Raw genomic sequence first — 26,218 nt, 5'->3', positions numbered from 1 at the left:
TCTTCTGGTCACAAAGCGCCCAGCGTACTGACGGAGAAATATCAATGGCTAAATTATGTGCGTTAGATCACAAAAATGATGAACGGGAAGCGAATTTATCTCTGGTATTAACCATGGTTCAATCAGTGAATAGCTTAATAATAAGTTAACGAAGTAAATATATTCCATAACTTTTTATTATATTAAGGCTTTATAATTGAATAGCTGTTTTATTTATAAGGGAATTATTTAAATAAGAGAAACGTTTCGCTGATAAATATGTGAAAATATTTGTGCAAAGTATTTCCTTCGTCATAAAAATACTACTTACAACCCCTATGCAGTTATGAAGCATAATGTTAACTTCTCCATACTTTGGATAAGGAAATACAGACATGAAAAATCTCATTGCTGAGTTGTTATTTAAGCTTGCACAAAAAGAAGAAGAGTCGAAAGAACTGTGCGCGCAGGTTGAGGCACTGGAGATTATAGTCACCGCGATGCTTCGCAATATGGCGCAAAAAGACCAACAGCAGTTGATTGATCAGGTTGAGGGAGCACTGTACGCGGTAAAGCCCGATGCCAGCATTCCTGACGACGATACGGAGCTGCTGCGCGATTACGTAAAAAAGTTATTGAGGCATCCTCGTCAGTAAAACGTTAAACCTTTTCAACCGTTGTCATAAAGCTGTCACGGCAGAGACTTATAGTCGCTTTGTTTTTATTTTTTACTGTATTTGTACATGGAGAAAATAAAGTGAAACAAAGCACTATTGCACTGGCTCTCTTACCGTTACTGTTCACCACTGTGACAAAAGCCCGGACACCTGATGTACCCATTCTGGAAAAACGAGCTGCACAGGGAGATATTACTACGCCGGGCGGCGCTCGCCGTTTAACTGGCGATCAGACTGCTGCCTTGCGTGATTCTCTTAGCGATAAACCGGCGAAAAATATTATTTTACTTATTGGCGATGGGATGGGGGATTCGGAAATAACTGCCGCACGAAATTATGCCGAAGGTGCGGGCGGTTTTTTTAAAGGAATCGATGCCTTACCGCTTACCGGACAATACACCCACTACTCGCTGGATAAAAAAACCGGTAAACCGGACTATGTCACCGACTCCGCTGCATCCGCAACCGCCTGGTCAACTGGCGTCAAAACTTATAACGGCGCGCTGGGCGTCGATATTCATGAAAAAGATCATCCAACGATTCTGGAGATGGCAAAAGCCGCAGGACTGGCGACCGGCAACGTTTCAACGGCAGAATTGCAGGATGCCACACCCGCCGCGCTGGTGGCGCATGTGACATCGCGCAAATGCTATGGGCCGAGCGTGACCAGTGAAAAATGTCCAAGTAATGCGCTGGAAAAAGGCGGTAAAGGTTCCATTACCGAACAACTTCTTAACGCCCGTGCCGATGTTACGCTTGGCGGCGGTGCAAAAACGTTTGCAGAAACCGCAACCGCCGGTGAGTGGCAGGGAAAAACGCTGCGTGAGCAGGCGCAGGCTCGCGGCTATCAGTTAGTGAGTGACGCAGCATCGCTGGAGGCAGTAACGGAGGCAAATCAGGATAAACCGCTACTTGGGCTGTTTTCTGACGGCAATATGCCAGTTCGTTGGGAAGGGCCGAAGGCGTCTTATCACGGTAATATCGATAAACCCGCAGTAACCTGTACCCCGAATCCGCAACGAAATGACAGTGTGCCGACGTTAGCGCAGATGACCGATAAAGCCATTGAGTTATTGAGCAAAAACGAGAAAGGATTCTTCCTGCAAGTCGAAGGTGCATCTATCGATAAACAGGATCATGCCGCTAATCCTTGTGGACAAATTGGTGAGACGGTTGACCTCGATGAAGCGGTACAACGGGCGCTTGAGTTTGCCAAAAAAGATGGCAATACATTAGTGATAGTCACCGCTGACCACGCTCACGCCAGCCAGATTGTCGCGTCGGATACCAAAGCACCGGGTCTGACTCAGGCATTAGTGACCAAAGATGGCGCGGTAATGGTAATGAGCTACGGTAACTCGGAAGAAGATTCACAAGAACATACCGGCAGCCAGTTGCGTATTGCCGCTTATGGTCCGCACGCTGCTAACGTGGTTGGTCTGACCGATCAGACCGATCTCTTCTACACCATGAAAGCCGCGCTGGGTCTGTAGTCAAAACGCATCCGGCGGTGAATTTTTGCCGCCGGTTGGTATTTTTTCTGTTAGCAACCAGACTTAAAGGCAGATCACGGGCGCAAACGCTCCTGGTTAAAATGTGAAGAGGGATGGTGCTATGAAAATAACATTACTGGTTACCCTGTTATTCGGTTTAGTTTTTTTAACCACTGTCGGCGCTGCCGAGAAGACGTTAACCCCGCAACAACAACGTATGACTTCCTGTAATCAACAGGCGACGGCGAAGGCGTTGAAAGGGGATGCCCGCAAGACGTATATGAGTGATTGTCTGAAGAACAGCAAATCTGCGCCCGGCGAGAAGAGTTTGACGCCGCAGCAGCAGAAGATGCGTGAATGCAATGGCCAGGCGACGCAGCAATCTCTGAAAGGCGATGATCGCAATAAGTTTATGAGTACCTGTCTTAAGAACGCCGCCTGATCCCTGATAGTGCTAACGGGTGAGCTAAGAAAATGGCTCACCCGAAATATCATACTTCCGCTTTTCGCCCCGTCTCTATAATTTGGGAAAATTGTTTCTGAATGTTCCCAAAAATAATGAATGATGAAAATTTTTTCAAAAAAGCGGCGGCGCACGGGGAGGAACCACCATTAACTCCTCAAAACGAACATCAGCGTTCCGGGCTGCGCTTCGCCCGGCGCGTCAGGTTACCCCGTATGGTAGGACTGGCGGGGATGTTCTTACCGATTGCTTCAACGCTGGTTTCGCATCCGCCGTCGGGCTGGTGGTGGCTGGTGTTAGTCGGCTGGGCTTTTGTCTGGCCACATTTAGCCTGGCAGTTAGCGAGCAGAGCCATTGATCCGCTTGGTCGGGAAATTTACAACTTAAAAACCGATGCGGTGTTAGCGGGAATGTGGGTAGGCGTGATGGGCGTAAACGTGCTGCCTTCGATCGCAATGTTGATGATTATGTGTCTGAATTTGATGGGAGCAGGCGGTCCTCGTCTGTTTGTCGCTGGTCTGGTGCTGATGGTCGTTTCCTGCCTTGTTACCCTCGAACTGACGGGTATCACTGTGTCACTAAATAGTGCGCCGCTGGAATGGTGGCTCTCACTGCCCATTATCGTCATTTATCCTCTGCTGTTTGGCTGGGTTAGCTACCAGACGGCAACAAAACTTGCAGAACATAAACGCAGATTGCAGGTCATGAGTACCCGCGACGGCATGACGGGTGTTTACAACAGGCGTCACTGGGAAATAATGTTGCGCAATGAGTTTGATAACTGTCGGCGACATAACCGCGATGCGACGTTGTTAATCATCGATATCGACCATTTCAAAAGCATCAACGACACCTGGGGCCATGATGTGGGCGATGAGGCAATAGTTGCTCTCACCCGTCAGTTACAAATTACTCTGCGCGGTAGTGATGTGATTGGTCGTTTTGGTGGGGATGAATTTGCGGTGATTATGTCTGGTACGCCAGCAGAAAATGCCATTACCGCCATGTTACGGGTACATGAAGGGTTAAATACATTACGTTTACCAAATACGCCGCAGGTAATGTTGCGGATAAGTGTCGGTGTTGCGCCGCTGAGTCCGCAAATGAGTCACTATCGTGAGTGGCTGAAATCGGCAGATATGGCACTTTATAAAGCAAAGAAAGCCGGACGTAACCGCACCGAAGTGGCGGCCTGACGTCCGGGGAGAGTTCATCAGGACTTGCTAAGTTTTTCTGATTTTTCCATACACTTCGTCATTGCTTCGATCACTGCGGCACGGAAGCCTTTCTCTTCCAGCACGCGCACTGCTTCAATGGTAGTGCCTCCCGGTGAGCAAACCATATCTTTCAACGCGCCCGGATGTTCTCCGGTTTCCAGCACCATTTTTGCAGAACCCATTACCGCCTGAGCGGCAAATTTATACGCCTGCGCGCGTGGCATACCTCCCAGCACGGCAGCGTCGGCCATTGCTTCGATAAACATAAAGACATAGGCAGGAGAAGAGCCGCTCACGCCGACCACCGGATGGATCATCGGTTCGGCAATGACTTCCGCCTCGCCAAAGCAGCGGAAAATGTTCAGCACATCGGCAGTATCTTCAGGCGTAACCAGCGCGTTTGGCGTTACGGAAGTCATCCCGGCATTGACCAGCGCGGGGGTATTTGGCATAGCGCGGATAATTTTCCGGTCATGGCCCAGCGCCCGGGCAAGTTGGTCGAGCGTGACGCCCGCTGCAATAGAGACAACCAGCGAGTCTTTATTCAGGCTGGAGGTGATTTCACTAAGCACTTTGATCATGATGCCCGGTTTAACGGCGGCAAAAACGATGTCGGTGATTTGTGCCACTTCCTGCGCCGATTCTGCGGCGTTGATGCCGAACTGATCGTGTAAAGCAGCGACTTTATCCGGGGAGGGGGTATACACCCAGATTTGCCCTGGAAGCACCTGACCACTGGCAATCAGACCGCCGAGAATGGCTTTTCCCATATTACCGCAGCCAATAAAACCGATTTTCTTTTCCATTGCCTCACTCCTGCCGTGAAATTCATTGTTTTGATAATCGCTGGCAGAAGCATAAACAGAACTATGCCGGAAGGCAAAAGCGCGACACAATAGAGGATTACCCAACAAAGGATGAGTTTATGACAATTTGGGTGGACGCCGATGCGTGTCCCAATGTAATTAAAGAGATTTTGTATCGCGCGGCTGAACGTATGCAAATGCCGCTGGTACTGGTGGCTAACCAGAGTTTACGTGTACCGCCATCGCCGTTTATTCGCACGCTGCGCGTCGCGGCAGGTTTTGACGTTGCCGATAATGAAATTGTACGCCAGTGTGAAGCGGGCGATTTGGTGATCACCGCAGACATTCCTCTGGCTTCTGAAGCCATTGAGAAGGGAGCTGCGGCACTTAATCCACGTGGTGAACGTTACACGCCAGCGACCATTCGTGAACGTCTGATGATGCGCGATTTTATGGATACCTTACGCGCCAGTGGTATCCAGACCGGAGGGCCAGATAGCCTTTCGCAGCGTGACCGCCAGGCATTCGCCGCCGAACTGGAAAAGTGGTGGCTGGAAGTGCAACGTAGTCGCTCGTGAATGTAATTTATTAGTTACAGTTCTTTCTTGAGTATTTCTTGGTATAGTAAGGGTGTATTGAAATTTTCACCTTAAGTGGAATTATTTCTTTACAGTCGAAATTGTACTAGCTTGATGGTATGATCGCTATTCTTACGAACCCGGCTTTCGCCGCATTGCGACCTTTTGGGGAAAACCCACGATGACACAACCTCTTTTTCTGATCGGGCCTCGGGGCTGTGGTAAAACAACGGTCGGAATGGCCCTTGCCGATTCGCTCAACTGTCGGTTTGTCGATACCGACCAGTGGTTGCAATCACAACTCAATATGACGGTCGCGGAGATCGTCGAAAGGGAAGAGTGGGCCGGATTTCGCGCCAGAGAAACCGCAGCACTGGAAGCTGTGACAGCACCATCGACCGTTATCGCCACGGGGGGCGGCATTATTCTGACGGAATTTAATCGTCACTACATGCGTAATAACGGGATTGTGGTTTATCTGTGTGCACCAGTAGCGGTACTGGTGAATCGTCTGCAAGCGGCACCCGAAGAGGATTTGCGACCAACCTTAACCGGAAAGCCGCTAAGTGAAGAAGTTCAGGAAGTGCTGGAAGAACGCGATGCGTTATATCGCGAAGTCGCGCATATTATCATTAACGCTAACAATGAACCCAGCCAGGTGATTTCTGAAATTCGTAGCGCCCTGGCACAGACGATCAATTGTTGATTCCCGAGCGCCTATACTTAACGTTCATCCCGTGAAATAAGGAAGAACGATGCCAACGAAACCGCCTTATCCTCGTGAAGCATATATTGTAACGATTGAAAAAGGAAAACCAGGGCAGACCGTAACCTGGTATCAGCTCAGAGCCGATCATCCCAAACCTGACTCTTTAATCAGCGAACATCCGACCGCTCAGGAAGCGATGGATGCCAAAAAACGCTATGAGGATCCTGACAAAGAGTGACCGTATCAGACTGCTCGGAAGGGACTCTGAGTGCTACTACAAAGGATCTGCGTCACATTTTTCACAATTCATGTTTTTCAAATAATTAGAATATTAAACAATAACAATCTATTACTGGAATCATTTGGAATCTTTACATTATGCCGGGCGCGTCTACTGCTACGCTTTTTGTCATTTGTAGCACAGGTAAGTGCCAGCAGTGGTGCTTAACATTTGCCCGGTAATTAACGACGAAGTAAAAGTAAGGTGGAATAACAATGAGTGCGTCGTTGGCGATCCTGACCATCGGCATTGTACCTATGCAGGAAGTTTTACCGCTCCTGACTGAGTACATTGACGAAAATAACATTTCCCATCATAGCCTGCTGGGGAAGTTAAGCCGCGAAGAAGTGATGGCGGAGTATGCGCCAGAAGCAGGCGAAGAAACGATTCTTGCATTATTAAATGACAATCAACTGGCTCACGTTTCGCGTCGTAAAGTAGAACGCGATCTGCAAAGCGTGGTTGAAGTGCTTGATAACCAGGGGTACGACGTCATTTTGTTGATGAGTACGGCAAACATTAGCAGTATGACGGCGCGTAATACAATCTTTCTGGAACCGTTGCGTATATTGCCACCGCTGGTTTCTACCATCGTCGAAGGTCATCAGGTCGGTGTAATCGTACCGGTTGAAGAATTGTTTGAAGAATTGTTGCACGTTCAGGCGCAAAAATGGCAAATCCTGCAGAAACCGCCTTTGTTTTCTCTGGGGAATCCCATTCATGATTCTGAACAGAAAATCATCGATGCCGGGAAAGAACTACTGGAAAACGGTGCGGATGTCATCATGCTGGATTGTTTGGGATTTAACCAGCGCCATCGTGATTTACTGCAAAAACAGCTCGATGTTCCTGTTTTGCTCTCTAACGTATTGATTACAAGGCTGGCTGCAGAATTACTGGTGTAATTTTGCGTGACAGCCAGCGCCTCTGGCCCCTATAGTGAAGTAGACGTTCAACTACCAGACAGGGCCAGTTTATGCTTCAAAGTAACGAGTACTTTTCCGGCAAAGTGAAATCGATCGGCTTTTCCAGCAGCAGCACTGGTCGCGCCAGCGTTGGTGTCATGGTTGAAGGCGAATACACCTTCAGCACCGCCGAGCCTGAAGAGATGACAGTAATCAGCGGGGCGCTGAATGTGTTACTGCCTGACGCGACCGACTGGCAAGTGTATGAAGCCGGCTCCGTATTTAATGTTCCCGGCCACAGCGAGTTCCATCTGCAAGTTGCTGAACCGACCTCTTATTTGTGCCGCTATCTGTAATATCTCGCCTTCCCATTTAATGGGAGGGCATTTTTCTGAAATATTCTTTATTTTGGTAATAATAAACGCTAATGGCTGCTGGTTTTTATATTGTCGATATATAAATAAAATATAAAATTGATATAAGTCTTAGCGAAGATTGTTAATAAAATTAATGCGTTGATAACTTGTATTACTGATTTTGACGAACCGTCTACAAATTCATTGCATCAGTTATCCGTGCGTAATTTAAAATAGTGGAAACACCGGTTGTCGCCTTAAAAATCGCGAATGATTATATCAATGTCAGGTGTGACTTTGTACGCCGGATAAGACGCGCCAGGCGTCGCATCCGGCATTAAAGGTAAATCAGCAATTAACGCTGTGCTTCGCCACCCAATCCTTCGATCAGGTTTTGAATTAACGCTGCCAGTTCACCGGTCATCAGGATGAAATCGGCATCAAAACGCTGGGCGAAATCTTCTCGGTCGATATCTTCGTTTTGATCGCGCAGTTCGTCGCAGAATTTCAGGCGTTTGAGCGAACCATCATCACACATCACAAACTGAATGCGCTGCTGCCAGTCGAGCGCCAGTTTAGTCACCACTTTTCCAGCTTCAATGTGATTGGTGATCTCTTCGCTGGTCAGATCCTGTTTCTTCGCGCGGATCACGCCGCCATCTTCCAGCAGCGATTTCAGCTCGGCTTCATCAAGCAACTGGAAACCCTGCGCTGCGCTACCGGAGCGTACCCATTCGGTCAGCGTCAGTTCAATCGGGTTTTCCATGGTCAATGGCACAACCGGTAACGACCCCAGGCTTTTACGCAGCAGTGCCAGCGTATCTTCCGCTTTTTTGGCGCTGGCGCAGTCCACCATAATCAACCCGTTAACCGTGTCGATCCACATCATAGTCTGGCTGAAGCGGCTGAAAGCGCGCGGCAACAGAGAGTGCAGCACTTCATCTTTCAGCGAATCTTTTTCGGTTTTCTTCAGCTTACGCGCCTGTTCCGCTTCCAGTTTGGCGATTTTCGCTTCCAGCGCCTGTTTAATCACCGGAGACGGGAGGATTTTTTCTTCTTTGCGCGCGCAGATAACAATTTGACCATTGGCAACGTGCGTTAATGCATCGCTGTGCGATCCCATCGGAGGAACCCATCCCATCTTCGCCATGTCCTGGCTGCCGCATGGGGTAAATGCCATCGAGGCTAGCTGTTTTTCCATCTCTTCTGCACGCAGCGAAATCTCGCGGCTAAGACGGTAAACCATTAAATTTTTGAACCACAGCATGATAATTTCCACGGCCTTGTCGTTAAATTTAGCGGGCATGATAACGAATTGTCGGCGGCCTTGCATTGCCAATCCGGTTGTCCGTCTCTACGCTATTGATATTGAAAAAAATAAGGAGAGTACCGTGCGTATAGGTATCGATTTAGGCGGCACCAAAACTGAAGTGATTGCACTGGGCGATGCAGGGGAGCAGTTGTACCGCTATCGTCTGCCCACGCCGCGTGATGATTACCAGCAGACTATTGAAACGATCGCCACGTTGGTTGATATGGCGGAGCAGGCGACAGGGCAGCGCGGAACGGTAGGTATGGGCATTCCAGGTTCGATTTCGCCCTACACCGGTGTGGTGAAGAATGCCAATTCAACCTGGCTCAACGGTCAGCCATTCGATAAAGACTTAAGCGCGAGGTTGCAGCGGGAAGTGCGGCTGGCAAATGACGCCAACTGTCTGGCGGTTTCAGAAGCAGTAGATGGCGCGGCAGCGGGAGCGCAGACGGTATTTGCCGTGATTATCGGCACGGGATGCGGCGCGGGCGTGGCATTCAATGGGCGGGCGCATATCGGCGGCAATGGTACGGCAGGCGAGTGGGGACACAATCCGCTACCGTGGATGGACGAAGACGAACTGCGTTATCGCGAGGAAGTCCCTTGTTATTGCGGTAAACAAGGTTGTATTGAAACCTTTATTTCGGGCACTGGATTCGCGACGGATTATCATCGGTTGAGCGGACATGCGCTGAAAGGCAGTGAAATTATTCGCCTGGTTGAAGAAAGCGATCCGGTTGCAGAGCTGGCATTGCGTCGCTATGAGCTGCGGCTGGCAAAGTCGCTGGCACACGTGGTGAATATTCTCGACCCGGATGTGATTGTGCTGGGGGGCGGGATGAGCAATGTTGACCGTTTATATCAAACAGTTCCGCAGTTGATTAAACAATTTGTCTTCGGCGGTGAATGTGAAACGCCGGTGCGCAAGGCGAAGCACGGTGATTCCAGCGGCGTACGCGGCGCCGCGTGGTTATGGCCGCAAGAGTAAAAAATTAGGCAATTGGTGCATCATGCCTGATGCGACGCTTGCCGCGTCTTATCAGGCCTACAAATGGCCGGATAAGGCGCTCGCGCCGCATCCGGCACTGTGTACCGTGACGCAACCTACCCCAGTGGTTTCGCCAGCACCGGACTGTCCGCCACTTGCTGGCGCTTATAGCGACCATACAGCAGCAACGAAGACATCGCAGCAAACGAGAGCAGGGCGGCTGGCAGAGCGACGTAATTATACGCCAGCCCCAGCGTCAGCATCATGCCACCGCAATATGCGCCGACGGCGCTACCGAGGTTAAACGCTATTTGCCCGCCTGCGGCACCTAATAATTCTCCGCCTTTGGCATTTTGCAGTAACAATATTTGCAGCGGCGCCGAAAGGGCAAATAACCCTGCGCAACAAATAAAAGCAAAAATAAGCGACGTTGTTTTCATTCCGCCGAAGAAAAAAAGCATCAGCAACGCCAGCACAATAATGAAATCCGTCATTGCTGCAATACGCAAAGGCGAGTAACGTCCTGAAATACGTCCACTTAGAATATTTCCCAGAACCATCCCCAGCCCAACTAACATCATAATAAACGTCATCGCCGTTTCCGAAAAACCGGAGATAAACATCATGTAAGGTTTTACGTAGCTGAACCAGGCAAATACACCTGCATTGCCAAACATCGTAGCGGCAAAAATTAACCACGGTGCGGGGCTACGCAAAAAGTGAAATTGTTCGCGCAGCTTTCCTTTCGCCTCGTCGCGAATATCTGGCACCCAAAAATAAACTGATGCCATCACCGCAATATTAAAAACAGCGATCAATAAAAAAGTGTAGCGCCAGCTAAATTCCTGACTTAAATAGGTTCCCAGCGGAATGCCCAGCAGATTGGCGACCGTCATCCCTGAAACCATACCCGCCACGGCAGCGGTGACTTTGCCGGGCTTGATAATTTTCGATAACACAATCGCGCCGACGCCAAAAAACGCGCCATGCGGAAAGCCGGAAACCAGGCGACCAATGGCGAGCATCAGGTAAGACGAAGAGAGCGTGAACATGGCGTTACCGATGACGCACAAGGTCACCAGAAACAACAAGATATGTTTGAGTGAGTAGCGGCTGGAAAAGAGTGCGATGATTGGCGCACCGACCACCACCCCCAGCGCATAATACGAGATCATATGCCCGGCGGCAGGAATCGAAATTCCTACGTTATGCGCCAGCTCCGTGAGCACGCCCATAATGCCAAATTCGGCCATCCCCAAACCAAACGTGCCCAGAGCCAAAGATAAAATAACTTTTTTCATACCACCATCACAACCACCAGAACAGCTACCAATCACCGTAGCCAATAAAGTGATAGCTTGCAGGATAACGACCAGCAAGGCCAAGAGATAATTCGCCCCTCTGTATTCATTATCCTGCTGAATAGTTATTTCACTGCAAACGTACTTTCCAGTTTGCTGTAGCCCAGGCCGTTGATCTTTTTCACTTTGATCTGCACCGGAATACGCTCTTTCATCGCTTCTACGTGGCTAATCACACCGATGGTTTTGCCACTGGCGTTCAGGGCATCCAGCGCATCAAGGGCGGTATCCAGCGTTTCGCTATCCAGCGTGCCAAAACCTTCATCAAGGAACAGCGAGTCAATACGTGTTTTATGGCTGACCAGATCCGAAAGCGCCAGCGCCAGCGCCAGACTGACGAGGAAACTTTCGCCGCCGGAAAGGGTACGGGTATCGCGTACCGCATCTGCCTGCCAGGTATCAACAACCTCGACTTCCAGCGCCTCGCTGGCTTTGCGCTGTAACAGATAGCGCCCGTGCAGCCGGGTAAGTTGCTGATTAGCGAGATGGACTAAATTATCCAGCGTCAGCCCCTGGGCAAACTTACGGAATTTATCGCCCTCTTTGGAGCCAATCAGCGAATTGAGATAACCCCAGTCTTCAACCTGCTGTGTTGTCTGGGCAATTTGCTGCATTAAGGTTTGTTGTTGCTGACGGTTGTCTGCATCCTGTTTCAACTGCTGGCGAATTTCGCCCTGACTCGTGGTGTTTTCACGCAACTTTTGGTTAGTTTGCGCTAACTCTTGTTGAATCTGTTCTGCCGTCACAGTGAGATCCAACCCATCGGGCCGGTGTTGCTGATGCTGTGCCAGCGTTTCTGTTGTCTGAGTTGCCAGCGTTTGCGCCTGACGACGCTGGTTTTCCAGATTCTGCTTGAGCTGTTCCAGTTGCGTTAGAGTCTGTTCATCCATTAGCGCCGCAAGGAACGCCCGCTGATCGTCAAAGACGCTGGCCTGTAGCGCGGTGTCAAACTGCGCCTGGGCTTTTTGCAGACTTTGCGCCGCCAGAACTTCTTGTTGCTGCAAGGTTTGCCGCTGGCTTTGCAACGCGAGACATTGCTCATGAACTTGCCGCCAGTTTTCCAGCGTCACAGTAGCTTCGCTGTGTGGCAGTTCATCATTTTGCGGCAATGTGTCCAGAATCGGCGTCAGCTGCTGAATACGGTTTTGCAGCTCGGTTAATTCGTTCTGGCGCTGCTGCCAGCTCTGCGCTTCTTGCTGACGTGTTGCCAACCAGCTCTCTTCTTCATCTTCTTGTGGCAGTACCAGCGCGTAACCCGTTAACGCCGCAGAGAGTTGCTGGTGGCGTTGCTCAATCTGTTGTTGATACTGGACAATTTGCTGATTGTGCGCGGCAATTTGTTCCTGCAATTCATGACGCTGATTGAGTAATTGCAGTTGCTTTTCATGCTCTTCCTGGGTGGCAAGCCATGGTTGAATATCATCCTGCGGCTGCAAGGTGATACTGAGGCTGGCAGTTAGTGTATGCCATTCCTGAGTAAGTGCTTGCTCATCTTGTCGGAGGCTTTGTGCTTCGTTCTCATCCCTCTGAAGCTGCTTCGTTAAGGCGTCCAGTTGCCCACGTAGCGCCGCGCCTTCTTCACCGAGCTTTTTAACTTCATTTTCCAGCGCCAGTAATCGAGACTGATTAACCCCCGGTTCCAGCGCCTGATACGCCTCGACCGCCGGGTGGCTGGTGGAACCACAAAGCGGACAAGGCTGACCTGCCTGTAATTGCGCTCGCTGGGCTTCCAGCGTTTTAATGCGTGCTTCCTGCTCGCAAATGGTTTTGACATCGGCAAGCTGTTGCGTCTTCTCTTTATAACGTTGGCGCATTTCAGTGAGCGCGGCGTTACGTTGTGTCTGTTCCTGCGTAACGCTCTGGATAGCGGCCTGTAGCTGCGCCAGGCGTTTTTGCTGGGGAACAATCTGCCCATGTAGCGCGATCAGGCGCTGACGCAGCGGACGTTGTTCGGCATGTTGTGCCTGCGCAGCGGCAACTTCGGCGGCGGTTAAAGTTAAAGAGATCGCCGGAAGGGCATTAAGTTTTTGCTCTGCATGGGTTAATTGCTGTTGCCATTGCCGCAGATGCTTGCGATCGCTGGCCTGTTGGGCGAACTGCGCACGCCAACCCGCCAGTTCGTTGTTCCACTGCCGGAAGCGGTCGTGTTCCTGTAACCACGCATTCAGATTTTGTTGCTGCTGTTGTAATTCTGCCGACTGCTTCGCCGCGTGGTGACAAATGCTTGCGCGAAGCGCCATTGTGCGATGTAAGCGAGTATTTACTTCTTCAATCTGCTGGCGAGTATGCGCCAGCGCCGTATTGTGTTCTGCAATACGTTCCCAGTGCGGACGAAGATTTCGTGCGGGTTGTGCCAGACTGAGCGCCGCCAGTTGAGGTTGCGCTTTTTCTTCCTCGGCTAACGCCTGTTGCAGTGCCTGCTGACGGCGGCTGGCGTCTTTTTGCAATTCATCCAGACGCGTTAACCAGTTAAGCGATTGTTGTTCTTGCTGCTGTGTGGCGAGTAACTGTTTTTCTTCGTCAGTGAGTACCTGCAAACTTTCTGTCAGCGATTGCACCTGTTCTGGCGCTAATAATGCGACGCCGCTGGCCTGCGCTTGCAGCTTCTCCAGTTCAGTGCGAGCCGATTTATGCTGTTCAAAAACCATCGCGGAGATTTGCCCGTAAATTTCGGTGCCGGTTAACTCCTCCAGCAATTCCGCGCGCTCTTTCGGTTTGGCATTCAGGAAGGCAGCAAATTGCCCCTGCGAAAGCAGCATCGAACGGGTGAAACGCCCGTAATCCAGTCCGGTTAACGTCGCCGTTAATTCCAGCTTATCTTTCACTTTATCGGCGAGGATTTTGCCGTCTGCACAACGCGCCAGCTCTACGCGCGGCACCTGCAAATTACCGTCCGGCTGGTTACGTGCCCGATTCTGGCTCCAGAATGCGCGGTACGCTTCACCTTTGACTTCAAACTCCACTTCCGCCAGACATTCGGCGGTATCGCGGGTCATCAGATCATTTTGCGATTGCGAAACGTTGGAGAGGCGCGGAGTTTCGTGATACAGCGCCAGGCAGATGGCATCGAGCAACGTGGTTTTCCCCGCGCCGGTTGGGCCGGTAATCGCAAACAGACCGTTGCTGGCGAACGGCTCGCGGGTGAAATCAATCTTCCATTCGCCTTTTAATGAATTCAGGTTTTTCAGGCGCAGGCTGAGAATTTTCATGCTTCGTGTTCTCCGGCGAGGCTATGCAACGTCGTGGCGAAAAGATGCTGCAGACGTTGCTGCTGCGATTCATCAAGTTCTTCCAGTGCCAGACGGCGATTGAACACCTCTTCGACGCTGAGTTCGCTGAGGGTTTCACGCTGTTGGCTGGCTAACACACGCTCGCGCTGTTCACGACTCCGGCGTACCAGCAATACTTCGACAGGCAATGATTCGGTTAATGCCTGGATTTTGCGCTGAATATCATGCAGGTACTCATCGGTAGTGATTTCGATATCCAGCCAGACAGGTGGCTCCTGTGGCACATCGCGCCATTGTTCAAGCTGTTCGGTAATCGACGCCAAATCGCCTTTCAGCACCGCCATCGGTTGCGTTACCGGTACGTTCAGGTTTTCCACGCTCTCTAATTTGCCGTTTGAAAAAGTCACCAGATGGACATATTTACTCTTACCGCATTCATCAAAACTCAGTGGAATGGGGGAACCGCAATAGCGAACATGTTCCATGCCGCCAATAATCTGCGCGCGGTGAATATGCCCGAGTGCGATGTAGTCGGCTGGCGGAAAGTTTTGTGCCGGAAACGCGTCCAGCGTGCCAATATAGATGTCACGCACGGCGTCACTTTTACTGGCACCCACGGTCGTTAAATGCCCCGTGGCGATGATGGGCAGAGGTTGATCGCCGCGCAGCTTGCAGGCATCTGCATAGTGTTGTTGATAATAATCGGTGATTGCTGCCAGCAAATGCTGCTGTTTTTCAATGCCGTTAAGCCCCGCCTGGCTGGTAATAATGTCACGCGGGCGTAAAAAAGGAATGGGGCACAGTACTGCGCCCGGTATCCCGTCGCGACGAGGCAAGATTTGCGGCGCATGTCCGGCACTGGCGACGACGGTAGTATTGAGGAACGCCATGATATCGCGCGATTCATTCAGCGTGGCGACCGAGTCATGGTTTCCCGCCAGTACCACCAGATGACAGCCAGTTTGCTGTAAATTGACAACAAAACGGTTGTATAACGTGCGGGCGTAACTGGGCGGCGAGCCGGTATCGAAAACATCACCGGCAACAATAATCGCATCCACCTGATGGTTTTGTGCTGTCTCCAGCAGCCAGTCAAGAAAAGCCTGATGTTCAGCTTCGCGGCTTTTACTGTAGAAATTCTGGCCGAGATGCCAGTCTGAGGTGTGAAGGATGCGCATAACGATTCCCTGGCGAAAAAGCATGGGCGCGATTATACCCAAACAGATGTGTCATTTGCTTTTTTCTGCGCCACGGAAATCAATAACCTGAAGATATGTGCGACGCGCTTTTCATAAATCTGTCATAAATCTGACGCATAATGGCGTCGCATTAATGATCGCAACCTATTTATTACAACAGGGCAAATCATGGCGAGACGTATTCTGGTCGTAGAAGATGAAGCTCCAATTCGCGAAATGGTCTGCTTCGTGCTCGAGCAAAATGGCTTTCAGCCGGTCGAAGCGGAAGATTATGACAGTGCTGTGAATCAACTGAATGAACCCTGGCCGGATTTGATTCTCCTCGACTGGATGTTACCCGGCGGCTCCGGTATCCAGTTCATCAAACATCTCAAGCGCGAGTCGATGACCCGGGATATTCCGGTGGTGATGCTGACCGCCAGAGGGGAAGAAGAAGATCGCGTGCGCGGCCTTGAAACCGGTGCGGATGACTATATCACCAAGCCGTTTTCTCCGAAGGAGCTGGTGGCGCGAATCAAAGCGGTAATGCGCCGTATTTCGCCAATGGCGGTGGAAGAGGTGATCGAGATGCAGGGGCTAAGTCTCGATCCAACTTCTCACCGGGTGATGGCGGGCGAAGAACCGCTGGAGATGGGGCCGACCGAATTTAAACTGCTGCACTTTTTTATGACGCATCCCGAGCGCGTGTACAGCCGAGAGCAGTTGTTAAACCACGTCTGGGGAACCAACGTGTATGTGGAGGATCGTACGGTCGATGTCCACATTCGTCGCCTGCGTAAAGCACTGGAACCCGGCGGGCATGACCGCATGGTGCAGACCGTGCGCGGTACAGGATATCGTTTTTCAACCCGCTTTTAACGCCTTGCTCATCGGACGCAGAGCAGGGCTTATGATTTCATAACTGGAGTATCTTACGTGCTGGAACGGCTGTCGTGGAAAAGGCTGGTGCTGGAGCTGCTACTTTGCTGCCTCCCGGCTTTCATCCTGGGTGCATTTTTTGGTTACCTGCCCTGGTTTTTGCTGGCATCGGTAACAGGACTGCTTATCTGGCATTTCTGGAATTTATTGCGCCTTTCATGGTGGCTGTGGGTAGATCGCAGTATGACACCGCCACCGGGGCGTGGTAGCTGGGAACCGCTGCTGTATGGCTTACACCAGATGCAGCTGCGAAATAAAAAACGCCGCCGCGAACTGGGCAATCTGATTAAACGTTTTCGTAGCGGTGCGGAGTCGCTGCCCGATGCGGTGGTTCTGACCACAGAAGAGGGCGGTATTTTCTGGTGTAACGGACTGGCGCAACAGATTCTAGGCCTGCGCTGGCCGGACGATAACGGGCAGAATATCCTTAACCTGCTGCGTTACCCGGAGTTTACGCAATATCTGAAAACGCGTGATTTTTCTCGCCCGCTCAATCTGGTGCTCAACACCGGGCGGCATCTGGAAATTCGCGTCATGCCTTATACCCATAAACAGTTGCTGATGGTGGCGCGTGATGTCACGCAAATGCATCAACTGGAAGGTGCGCGGCGTAACTTTTTTGCCAACGTGAGCCATGAGTTACGTACGCCATTGACGGTGTTACAGGGTTACCTGGAGATGATGGATGAGCAACCGCTGGAAGGCGCGGTACGCGAAAAAGCGTTGCACACCATGCGCGAGCAGACTCAGCGGATGGAAGGGCTGGTGAAGCAGTTGCTGACGCTGTCGAAAATTGAAGCTGCACCGACGCAGTTGCTCAATGAAAAGGTTGATGTGCCGATGATGCTGCGCGTTGTTGAGCGCGAGGCTCAGACTCTGAGTCAGAAAAAACAGACATTTACCTTTGAAATCGATAACGATCTCAAGGTGTCTGGCAATGAAGATCAGCTTCGCAGCGCGATTTCGAACCTGGTCTATAACGCCGTGAATCATACGCCGGAAGGTACGCATATCACTGTACGCTGGCAGCGAGTGCCGCACGGTGCTGAATTTAGCGTTGAAGATAACGGACCGGGTATCGCACCGGAGCATATACCGCGCCTGACCGAGCGTTTTTATCGTGTAGACAAAGCGCGTTCCCGACAAACAGGCGGTAGTGGGCTGGGGTTAGCAATTGTTAAACATGCGGTGAATCATCACGAAAGCCGCCTGCATATTGAGAGTACGGTAGGTAAAGGTACGCGTTTCAGTTTTGTTCTGCCGGAACGTTTAATTGCCAAAAACAGCAATTAATCTGCCTTTGTCATTTTTTGTTGCCATAAGCCAGCCGATGCTGGCTTTTTTTCTTTGCAGTCAAAAGATGGACGCTAAATTTTTACAACGTCTGGTGATTTTTTGTTCGCATGATAAGCCATATCTTTTTCACGGAAATAGTGTTTTATACTGGTTGGTGATTTCTTATCGTTATATCCCTCTGGTTTTTAGATCCCTTCTTGCTTTAAAACGTTATAAGCGTTTAAATTGCGCTTCAGGTGCTGTCATACTGACTGCATTCACGCGGTAAATCGAAAAACTATTCTTCGCCGCGCCTGGTTGGGAGTATTTCCCGCTAAAATTGTTTAAATATACCGCTGTATCATCCCCAGGGATTGGCACAAAAATTTAACGTTACAACACCACATCCACAGGCAGTATGATTTATGACCCATCAATTAAGATCGCGCGATATCATCGCTCTGGGCTTTATGACATTTGCGTTGTTCGTCGGCGCAGGTAACATTATTTTCCCTCCTATGGTCGGCTTGCAGGCAGGCGAACACGTCTGGACTGCGGCATTCGGCTTCCTTATTACTGCCGTTGGTCTGCCGGTATTAACGGTAGTGGCGCTGGCGAAAGTTGGCGGCGGTGTTGACAGTCTCAGCACGCCAATCGGTAAAGTCGCAGGCGTACTGCTGGCAACGGTTTGCTACCTGGCTGTGGGGCCGCTGTTCGCCACGCCGCGTACAGCCACCGTCTCCTTTGAAGTGGGGATTGCGCCGCTGACGGGTGACTCCGCGCTGCCGCTGTTTATCTACAGTCTGGTCTATTTCGCTATCGTTATTCTGGTTTCGCTCTATCCGGGCAAACTGCTGGATACCGTGGGCAACTTCCTTGCGCCGCTGAAAATTATCGCGCTGGTCATCCTGTCAGTTGCCGCGATTGTCTGGCCTGCGGGTTCTATCAGCACGGCGACTGAGGCTTATCAAAACGCTGCATTTTCTAACGGCTTCGTCAACGGCTATCTGACAATGGATACGCTGGGCGCAATGGTGTTTGGTATCGTTATTGTTAACGCGGCGCGTTCTCGTGGCGTTACCGAAGCGCGTCTGCTGACCCGTTATACCGTCTGGGCTGGCCTGATGGCGGGTGTCGGTCTGACTCTGCTTTACCTGGCGCTGTTCCGTCTGGGTTCAGATAGTGCGTCTCTGGTTGATCAGTCAGCAAACGGTGCGGCTATTCTGCACGCTTATGTTCAACACACCTTTGGCGGCGGCGGTAGCTTCCTGCTGGCGGCGTTAATCTTCATCGCCTGCCTGGTAACGGCGGTTGGCCTGACCTGCGCCTGCGCAGAGTTCTTTGCCCAGTACGTACCACTCTCTTACCGTACGCTGGTATTTATCCTCGGCGGCTTCTCGATGGTGGTGTCTAACCTCGGTTTGAGCCAATTGATTCAGATCTCTGTACCGGTGCTGACTGCCATTTATCCGCCGTGTATCGCACTGGTTGTATTAAGTTTTACACGCTCATGGTGGCATAATTCGTCCCGCGTGATTGCTCCGCCGATGTTTATCAGCCTGCTTTTTGGTATTCTCGACGGGATCAAAGCATCTGCATTCAGCGATATCTTACCGTCCTGGGCGCAGCGTTTACCGCTGGCCGAACAAGGTCTGGCGTGGTTAATGCCAACAGTGGTGATGGTGGTTCTGGCCATTATCTGGGATCGCGCGGCAGGTCGTCAGGTGACCTCCAGCGCCCACTAAATCACTGAAAATTTGTTTTAACCACGGGGCTGCGATGCCCCGTGGTTTTTTTATTGTGTTGATGGGTTAGGAATTGATGGAAAGTAAGAACAAGCTAAAGCGTGGGCTAAGTACCCGACACATACGCTTTATGGCACTGGGGTCAGCAATCGGCACCGGGCTGTTTTACGGTTCGGCAGACGCCATCAAAATGGCCGGTCCGAGCGTGTTGTTGGCCTATATTATTGGCGGGGTCGCGGCATATATCATTATGCGTGCGCTGGGGGAAATGTCGGTACATAACCCGGCTGCCAGCTCTTTCTCGCGTTATGCGCAGGAAAACCTCGGTCCGCTGGCAGGTTATATCACCGGCTGGACCTACTGCTTTGAAATCCTTATTGTCGCCATCGCCGATGTGACCGCTTTCGGTATCTATATGGGCGTCTGGTTCCCGACGGTGCCGCACTGGATTTGGGTGTTGAGCGTGGTGCTGATTATTTGCGCCATCAACCTGATGAGCGTGAAAGTGTTCGGCGAGCTGGAGTTCTGGTTCTCATTCTTTAAAGTTGCCACCATTATCATCATGATTGTCGCCGGTTTCGGTATCATCATCTGGGGGATTGGCAACGGCGGGCAACCGACGGGTATCCATAACCTGTGGAGCAACGGTGGCTTCTTCAGTAACGGCTGGCTTGGCATGGTGATGTCGTTACAAATGGTGATGTTTGCCTATGGTGGGATCGAAATTATCGGGATTACCGCCGGTGAAGCAAAAGAGCCAGAGAAATCCATTCCGCGCGCGATTAACTCAGTGCCGATGCGTATTCTGGTGTTCTACGTCGGTACGCTATTCGTCATTATGTCTATTTACCCGTGGAATCAGGTTGGCACTGCCGGTAGCCCGTTCGTGCTGACGTTCCAGCATATGGGGATTACCTTTGCCGCCAGCATTCTTAACTTCGTTGTGCTGACGGCCTCACTGTCGGCAATTAACAGTGACGTGTTTGGCGTAGGTCGTATGTTGCACGGCATGGCAGAGCAGGGCAGCGCACCGAAAATCTTCAGCAAAACCTCGCGTCGCGGTATTCCGTGGGTAACTGTGCTGGTGATGACCACTGCGCTACTGTTCGCGGTGTATCTGAACTACATCATGCCGGAAAACGTCTTCCTGGTGATCGCCTCACTGGCAACCTTTGCTACGGTGTGGGTGTGGATTATGATTTTGCTGTCGCAGATTGCCTTCCGTCGCCGTCTACCGCCGGAAGAAGTTAAGGCGCTGAAATTCAAAGTACCTGGCGGGGTGGCAACGACTATCACGGGGCTGATTTTCCTGGTCTTTATCATCGGGCTGATCGGTTATCACCCTGAAACACGAATCTCTCTGTACGTTGGTTTCGCGTGGATTGTTCTGCTGTTGATTGGCTGGATGTTTAAACGCCGCCATGACCGCCAGTTGGCTGAAAACCACTAATTCCCTCGTTTGTAAGCCGGTTCAGGGTATATCCTGAACCGGTTATTCCGAAAGTTATCCGCCCCCGACCTCCTCCCCCAAATATCCTTCAGACGATGAGTGATCCTGCTGTAGGCTATGGCAATGTGATCAGATTTTCATCACAGGGGAATTATGATGTTGAATGCATGGCACCTGCCGGTGCCCCCATTTGTTAAGCAAAGCAAAGATCAACTGCTTATTACACTGTGGTTGACGGGTGAAGAACCGCCGCAGCGCATTATGCTGCGCACGGAAAACGATAACGAAGAAACGTCAGTACCGATGCACAAACTGCGCAGTCAGCCACAGCCTGGCGTAACGGCATGGCGGGCGGCTGTCGATCTCTCCACCGGACAACCTCGGCGGCGATATAGTTTCAAATTGCTGTGGCACGATCGCCAGCGATGGTTTTCGCCGCAAGGTTTTAGCCAAATACCGCCGGCGCGGCTGGAACAGTTTGCTGTTGATGTGCCAGATATTGGACCACAATGGGTCGCAGACCAGATTTTTTATCAGATCTTCCCGGATCGTTTTGCCCGTAGTTTGCCACGCGAAGCCGGGCAGGATCATGTCTATTACCATCATGCTGCCGGGCGAGAGATTATCCTGCGCGACTGGGATGAACCGGTCACAGCACAGGCTGGGGGCTCAACGTTTTATGGCGGAGATCTGGACGGAATCAGCGAAAAACTGCCGTATCTGAAAAAACTCGGCGTGACGGCGCTGTATCTCAATCCGGTGTTCAAAGCTCCCAGCGTGCATAAATACGATACCGAAGATTATCGCCACGTTGACCCGCAGTTTGGCGGCGACGGAGCATTGCTGCGCTTACGCCACAATACACAGCAACAGGGAATGCGGCTGGTACTGGACGGCGTGTTTAACCACAGTGGCGATTCCCATGCCTGGTTTGACAGGCATAATCGAGGGGCGGGGGGCGCTTGTCACAACCCCGAATCGCCCTGGCGTGACTGGTACTCGTTTAGTGATGATGGCACGGCGCTCGACTGGCTGGGCTATGCCAGCCTGCCAAAGCTGGATTATCAGTCGGAAAGTCTGGTTAATGAAATTTATCGCGGCGAAGACAGCATTGTCCGCCACTGGCTGAAAGCACCGTGGAATATAGACGGTTGGCGGCTGGATGTGGTGCATATGCTGGGGGAAGCGGGTGGGGCGCGCAATAATTTGCAGCATGTCGCCGGGATCACCGAAGCGGCGAAAGAAACCCTGCCGGAAGCCTATATTGTTGGCGAGCATTTTGGCGATGCGCGGCAATGGTTGCAGGCTGATGTGGAAGATGCGGCCATGAACTATCGCGGCTTTACTTTCCCGTTGTGGGGATTTCTCGCCAATACCGACATCTCTTACGATCCGCAGCAGATTGACGCACGAACCTGTATGGCCTGGATGGATAATTACCGCGCCGGTCTTTCTCATCAACAGCAATTGCGTATGTTTAACCAGCTCGATAGCCACGATACTGCGCGATTTAAAACGCTGCTTGGTCGGGATGTTGCACGCCTGCCGCTGGCGGTGGTCTGGCTGCTCACCTGGCCTGGCGTGCCCTGTATTTATTACGGTGATGAAGTGGGGCTGGATGGTAATAACGATCCATTTTGCCGTAAGCCATTCCCGTGGCAGTCGGAAAAACAAGATGCGGAGCTATTTTCGCTGTATCAGCGAATGATTGCGCTGCGTAAGAAGAGCCAGGCACTGCGTCGCGGTGGCTGTCAGGTGCTGTACGCGGAAGATAACGTGGTGGTGTTTGTGCGCGTGCTAAATCAGCAGCGTGTGCTGGTGGCGATCAACCGTGGCGACGCCTGTGAAGTAGTGCTGCCCGCATCGCCGTTGCTTAATGTCGCGCAATGGCAACGTAAAGAAGGTCACGGGCAACTGGCGGATGGCATTTTGACATTGCCTGCGATATCGGCGACGGTGTGGATGAATTAACGCCTTATAACGTCTTGTTCGACGCCTGCGCCATCATCCGGGGATAAAACTGCCAGAAGCGGGTTTCAAGGGCATCGTAATGGGCGTCTAAATCGTACCAGGAGTCACGCAGGGCATCCAGGCGTGGACGACGGCTTGCCATACCGTTTAACACGCTCTGGATGAAATCCATATCGCGATAACGCACCAGCCACTGCTCTGACCATAAGTAGTTGTTCAGATTGATAAAGCGTGGTGGGGAGTCCGGTAAAATCGTCATCACTTGTTCGCGGGCATAACAGACAAATTCCTCTAGCGGAAAATTGGGTGACAGCTGCGACCAGTGGCGGGAAAGAAAATGATCCCACATGACATCCAGCGTGATAGGCGCAACCCGGCGGGTTTCACTACGAAACCACTCCCGCGCTTCGCGGACTTCCGGCAGATTGTCGGTTAATACGTCGATTCGCCGATGCATATGAATACCAGCCACGACGTCGGGTGGATAAATTTCATCGGGGTTTCCGCGAACGAAATCTGCCAGTAAGTTGCCAGAAAGCGAGCTTTCAGCGAGATGGGCTAAATGCAGGTGAGCTAAAAAATTCATCGATTATATTCTATCCAAATGGGGGTAAAGGTTGCAGGGAGAGCGCCCCGGCACTAGACTACCCGCCTCTTATTTTAGTCTGAGTCAGTGTCATGCGCGTTACCGATTTCTCCTTTGAATTGCCCGAATCCCTGATTGCCCACTATCCCATGCCTGAACGCAGTAGCTGTCGTTTACTGTCGCTGGACGGGCCAACGGGCGCGCTGACGCACGGTACTTTCACCGATTTACTCGATAAGCTCAACCCCGGCGATCTTCTGGTTTTTAACAATACCCGCGTGATCCCGGCACGCCTGTTTGGGCGTAAAGCCAGCGGCGGCAAGATTGAAGTACTGGTTGAGCGGATGCTCGACGACAAACGCATTCTTGCGCATATTCGCGCCTCGAAAGCACCAAAACCAGGCACTGAACTGCTGCTGGGCGATGACGAAAGCATTAAAGCAACAATGACAGCCCGCCACGGCGCATTGTTTGAAGTCGAATTTAATGATGACCGCTCGGTACTGGATATTCTCAACAGCATCGGTCATATGCCGTTGCCTCCGTACATCGACCGTCCAGACGAAGATGCCGACCGCGAACTTTATCAAACGGTTTATAGCGAAAAACCTGGCGCGGTAGCAGCGCCGACCGCTGGACTGCATTTTGACGAACCGTTGCTTGAAAAATTGCGCGCCAAAGGCGTGGAGATGGCATTTGTGACCTTGCACGTTGGTGCGGGCACCTTCCAGCCGGTGCGCGTCGACACCATTGAAGATCACATCATGCACTCGGAATACGCTGAAGTGCCGCAGGAGGTGGTTGATGCGGTACTAGCGGCGAAAGCGCGCGGTAACCGGGTGATTGCGGTTGGCACCACCTCAGTACGTTCGCTGGAAAGCGCGGCTCAGGCGGCGAAAAACGATCTCATCGAACCGTTCTTCGACGATACTCAAATTTTTATCTATCCGGGTTTCCAGTACAAAGTGGTCGATGCACTGGTGACGAACTTTCACTTGCCAGAGTCGACGCTGATTATGCTGGTTTCGGCATTTGCCGGTTATCAACACACGATGAACGCCTATAAAGCGGCGGTAGAAGAGAAATATCGCTTTTTTAGTTACGGTGATGCGATGTTTATCACGTACAATCCGCAGGCAATTAATGAGCGCGTCGGGGAGTAATTCTGCGGCGCTGGTTTAAACGTTGGACTGTTTTTCTGACGTAGTGGAGAAAAAATGAAATTTGAACTGGATACCACCGACGGTCGCGCACGCCGTGGTCGCCTGGTCTTCGATCGTGGCGTAGTGGAAACGCCTTGTTTTATGCCTGTTGGCACCTACGGCACCGTAAAAGGGATGACGCCGGAAGAAGTTGAAGCGACCGGCGCACAGATTATCCTTGGTAACACTTTCCACCTGTGGTTACGCCCAGGTCAGGAAATCATGAAACTGCATGGCGATCTGCACGATTTCATGCAATGGAAAGGCCCAATCCTCACCGATTCCGGTGGTTTCCAGGTCTTCAGCCTTGGCGATATCCGTAAAATCACCGAACAGGGCGTACACTTCCGTAACCCGATCAACGGCGATCCGATTTTCCTCGATCCCGAAAAATCGATGGAGATTCAGTACGATCTTGGTTCAGATATCGTCATGATTTTTGACGAGTGTACGCCGTATCCTGCTGACTGGGATTACGCTAAACGTTCGATGGAGATGTCTCTGCGTTGGGCGAAGCGTAGCCGTGAGCGTTTTGATAGCCTCGGTAACAAAAATGCGCTGTTTGGTATCATTCAGGGTAGCGTTTACGAAGATTTACGTGATATCTCTGTTAAAGGTCTGGTAGATATCGGTTTTGATGGCTACGCTGTCGGCGGTCTGGCTGTGGGTGAGCCGAAAGCAGATATGCACCGCATTCTGGAGCATGTGTGCCCGCAAATACCGGCAGACAAACCGCGTTACCTGATGGGCGTGGGTAAACCGGAAGATCTGGTTGAAGGCGTGCGTCGCGGTATCGATATGTTTGACTGCGTAATGCCAACACGTAATGCGCGTAACGGTCATCTGTTCGTGACCGATGGCGTGGTGAAAATCCGCAATGCGAAGTATAAGAGCGACACAGGGCCGCTCGATCCTGAGTGTGATTGCTACACCTGTCGCAATTATTCACGTGCCTACTTGCATCATCTCGACCGTTGCAACGAAATATTAGGTGCGCGACTCAACACCATTCATAACCTTCGTTACTACCAGCGTTTGATGGCGGGTTTACGCAAGGCTATTGAAGAGGGTAAATTAGAGAGCTTCGTAGCTGATTTTTACCAGCGTCAGGGGCGAGAAGTACCACCTTTGAACGTTGATTAATATTAATAATGAGGGAAATTTAATGAGCTTTTTTATTTCTGATGCGGTAGCGGCAACGGGTGCTCCGGCACAAGGTAGCCCGATGTCTTTGATTTTGATGCTGGTGGTATTCGGTCTGATTTTCTATTTCATGATCCTGCGCCCACAGCAGAAGCGCACCAAAGAACACAAAAAGCTGATGGACTCCATTGCTAAAGGTGATGAAGTGCTGACGAACGGTGGCCTGGTTGGTCGCGTAACCAAAGTAGCGGAAAACGGCTACATTGCTATCGCGCTGAATGACACCACTGAAGTAGTTATTAAACGTGACTTCGTAGCTGCCGTTCTGCCGAAAGGCACCATGAAGGCGCTGTAATTAAAATTTTTCCCTAAGGG

24 protein-coding genes are annotated in these 26,218 nt (G+C 51.2%); 18 read left to right on the top strand and 6 right to left on the bottom strand.

Going from position 1 to position 26,218, the window contains the following annotated elements; all coding sequences use genetic code 11:
- The first annotated feature begins 374 nt into the window (after positions 1-374).
- The 4 genes from iraP to adrA all read left to right on the top strand — a co-directional run bounded on the left by iraP (position 375) and on the right by adrA (position 3,808).
- A complete protein-coding gene (gene iraP, locus A7589_RS12435; RefSeq protein ID WP_000792966.1) occupies positions 375-635 on the top strand; it encodes an anti-adapter protein IraP in 261 nt (86 codons plus the stop codon).
- Positions 636-736: 101 nt separating this feature from the next.
- On the top strand, positions 737-2,149 hold the full coding sequence (phoA, locus tag A7589_RS12430; RefSeq protein WP_000814410.1) for an alkaline phosphatase: 1,413 nt from the start codon (positions 737-739) through the stop codon (positions 2,147-2,149).
- A gap of 121 nt (positions 2,150-2,270) precedes the next feature.
- Positions 2,271-2,591 (top strand): phosphate starvation-inducible protein PsiF, encoded by a 321-nt coding sequence (gene psiF, locus A7589_RS12425; protein ID WP_010344700.1) that lies wholly within the window; start codon positions 2,271-2,273, stop codon positions 2,589-2,591.
- A 101-nt stretch (positions 2,592-2,692) separates the two neighbouring features.
- Positions 2,693-3,808, top strand: a complete 1,116-nt coding sequence (adrA, locus tag A7589_RS12420; protein ID WP_000484072.1) for a diguanylate cyclase AdrA — start codon at positions 2,693-2,695, stop codon at positions 3,806-3,808.
- A gap of 17 nt (positions 3,809-3,825) precedes the next feature.
- On the opposite strand, the gene proC is transcribed toward adrA, so the two are convergent.
- Complete coding sequence (gene proC, locus A7589_RS12415; RefSeq protein WP_010344698.1) at positions 3,826-4,635, bottom strand: pyrroline-5-carboxylate reductase; 810 nt, start codon at positions 4,633-4,635, stop codon at positions 3,826-3,828.
- Positions 4,636-4,754: 119 nt separating this feature from the next.
- On the opposite strand from proC, the gene A7589_RS12410 reads away from it, so the two are divergent.
- The 5 genes from A7589_RS12410 to ppnP all read left to right on the top strand — a co-directional run bounded on the left by A7589_RS12410 (position 4,755) and on the right by ppnP (position 7,463).
- Positions 4,755-5,213 (top strand): YaiI/YqxD family protein, encoded by a 459-nt coding sequence (locus A7589_RS12410; RefSeq protein WP_000158148.1) that lies wholly within the window; start codon positions 4,755-4,757, stop codon positions 5,211-5,213.
- Between the two features lie 181 nt (positions 5,214-5,394).
- The gene (aroL, locus tag A7589_RS12405) at positions 5,395-5,919 is read left to right on the top strand and encodes a shikimate kinase AroL (protein WP_000193382.1); all 525 of its coding nucleotides are present in this window, start codon (positions 5,395-5,397) and stop codon (positions 5,917-5,919) included.
- 49 nt (positions 5,920-5,968) lie between these two features.
- On the top strand, positions 5,969-6,160 hold the full coding sequence (yaiA, locus tag A7589_RS12400) for a protein YaiA (protein ID WP_001142439.1): 192 nt from the start codon (positions 5,969-5,971) through the stop codon (positions 6,158-6,160).
- Between the two features lie 257 nt (positions 6,161-6,417).
- A complete protein-coding gene (locus tag A7589_RS12390; RefSeq protein ID WP_108188857.1) occupies positions 6,418-7,107 on the top strand; it encodes an AroM family protein in 690 nt (229 codons plus the stop codon).
- A gap of 71 nt (positions 7,108-7,178) precedes the next feature.
- Entirely contained in the window at positions 7,179-7,463 is a 285-nt protein-coding gene (gene ppnP, locus A7589_RS12385; RefSeq protein WP_000941942.1) for a pyrimidine/purine nucleoside phosphorylase, read from the top strand.
- A gap of 355 nt (positions 7,464-7,818) precedes the next feature.
- On the opposite strand, the gene rdgC is transcribed toward ppnP, so the two are convergent.
- The gene (gene rdgC, locus A7589_RS12380; RefSeq protein ID WP_024165072.1) at positions 7,819-8,730 is read right to left on the bottom strand and encodes a recombination-associated protein RdgC; all 912 of its coding nucleotides are present in this window, start codon (positions 8,728-8,730) and stop codon (positions 7,819-7,821) included.
- Positions 8,731-8,854: 124 nt separating this feature from the next.
- Between rdgC and mak the strand changes: the two genes are divergently transcribed.
- Entirely contained in the window at positions 8,855-9,763 is a 909-nt protein-coding gene (gene mak / locus A7589_RS12375) for a fructokinase (RefSeq protein ID WP_001219346.1), read from the top strand.
- A 116-nt stretch (positions 9,764-9,879) separates the two neighbouring features.
- Here the strand turns inward: mak and araJ are convergent, their stop codons facing one another.
- The 3 genes from araJ to sbcD form a co-directional block, all read right to left on the bottom strand.
- Complete coding sequence (araJ, locus tag A7589_RS12370; protein ID WP_024257341.1) at positions 9,880-11,064, bottom strand: MFS transporter AraJ; 1,185 nt, start codon at positions 11,062-11,064, stop codon at positions 9,880-9,882.
- Positions 11,065-11,189: 125 nt separating this feature from the next.
- On the bottom strand, positions 11,190-14,333 hold the full coding sequence (sbcC, locus tag A7589_RS12365) for an exonuclease subunit SbcC (protein ID WP_108188856.1): 3,144 nt from the start codon (positions 14,331-14,333) through the stop codon (positions 11,190-11,192).
- Positions 14,330-15,532: an exonuclease subunit SbcD gene (gene sbcD / locus A7589_RS12360; RefSeq protein WP_108188855.1), complete on the bottom strand. Its 1,203-nt coding sequence runs from the start codon at positions 15,530-15,532 to the stop codon at positions 14,330-14,332. Before sbcD ends, sbcC begins: the two co-directional genes overlap by 4 nt.
- Before the next feature lie 189 nt (positions 15,533-15,721).
- On the opposite strand from sbcD, the gene phoB reads away from it, so the two are divergent.
- From phoB to malZ, 5 genes are all read left to right on the top strand, one after another.
- Positions 15,722-16,411 carry a phosphate response regulator transcription factor PhoB gene (gene phoB, locus A7589_RS12355; protein WP_000113933.1) on the top strand — a complete coding sequence of 230 codons (690 nt, stop codon included), beginning with the start codon at positions 15,722-15,724 and terminating at the stop codon, positions 16,409-16,411.
- A 57-nt stretch (positions 16,412-16,468) separates the two neighbouring features.
- Positions 16,469-17,764: a phosphate regulon sensor histidine kinase PhoR gene (phoR, locus tag A7589_RS12350; RefSeq protein WP_000893588.1), complete on the top strand. Its 1,296-nt coding sequence runs from the start codon at positions 16,469-16,471 to the stop codon at positions 17,762-17,764.
- A gap of 407 nt (positions 17,765-18,171) precedes the next feature.
- Positions 18,172-19,491, top strand: a complete 1,320-nt coding sequence (gene brnQ, locus A7589_RS12340; protein ID WP_000149639.1) for a branched-chain amino acid transporter carrier protein BrnQ — start codon at positions 18,172-18,174, stop codon at positions 19,489-19,491.
- A gap of 76 nt (positions 19,492-19,567) precedes the next feature.
- Positions 19,568-20,941, top strand: a complete 1,374-nt coding sequence (proY, locus tag A7589_RS12335; RefSeq protein ID WP_010349444.1) for a proline-specific permease ProY — start codon at positions 19,568-19,570, stop codon at positions 20,939-20,941.
- 153 nt (positions 20,942-21,094) lie between these two features.
- A complete protein-coding gene (malZ, locus tag A7589_RS12330) occupies positions 21,095-22,912 on the top strand; it encodes a maltodextrin glucosidase (RefSeq protein ID WP_000979374.1) in 1,818 nt (605 codons plus the stop codon).
- Between the two features lie 4 nt (positions 22,913-22,916).
- On the opposite strand, the gene acpH is transcribed toward malZ, so the two are convergent.
- Positions 22,917-23,498 carry an ACP phosphodiesterase gene (gene acpH / locus A7589_RS12325; RefSeq protein ID WP_001009862.1) on the bottom strand — a complete coding sequence of 194 codons (582 nt, stop codon included), beginning with the start codon at positions 23,496-23,498 and terminating at the stop codon, positions 22,917-22,919.
- Positions 23,499-23,590: 92 nt separating this feature from the next.
- Here acpH and queA point away from each other — a divergent pair, with 92 nt between their 5' ends.
- From queA to yajC, 3 genes are read left to right on the top strand one after another with little or no spacing between them, the layout of a single operon-like run.
- Positions 23,591-24,661 (top strand): tRNA preQ1(34) S-adenosylmethionine ribosyltransferase-isomerase QueA, encoded by a 1,071-nt coding sequence (queA, locus tag A7589_RS12320; protein ID WP_001266509.1) that lies wholly within the window; start codon positions 23,591-23,593, stop codon positions 24,659-24,661.
- Between the two features lie 54 nt (positions 24,662-24,715).
- Positions 24,716-25,843, top strand: coding sequence for a tRNA guanosine(34) transglycosylase Tgt (tgt, locus tag A7589_RS12315; protein ID WP_000667317.1), 1,128 nt, complete (start codon positions 24,716-24,718; stop codon positions 25,841-25,843).
- Positions 25,844-25,865: 22 nt separating this feature from the next.
- Positions 25,866-26,198: a preprotein translocase subunit YajC gene (gene yajC / locus A7589_RS12310; protein ID WP_000007629.1), complete on the top strand. Its 333-nt coding sequence runs from the start codon at positions 25,866-25,868 to the stop codon at positions 26,196-26,198.
- Positions 26,199-26,218 lie beyond the last annotated feature (20 nt).

Source organism: Escherichia sp. MOD1-EC6475 (genome assembly GCF_003046645.1).
Taxonomy (GTDB): domain Bacteria; phylum Pseudomonadota; class Gammaproteobacteria; order Enterobacterales; family Enterobacteriaceae; genus Escherichia; species Escherichia ruysiae.
Note: the sequence above shows the minus strand (reverse complement) of the source record. Positions and strands in the feature narration are given on the sequence as shown.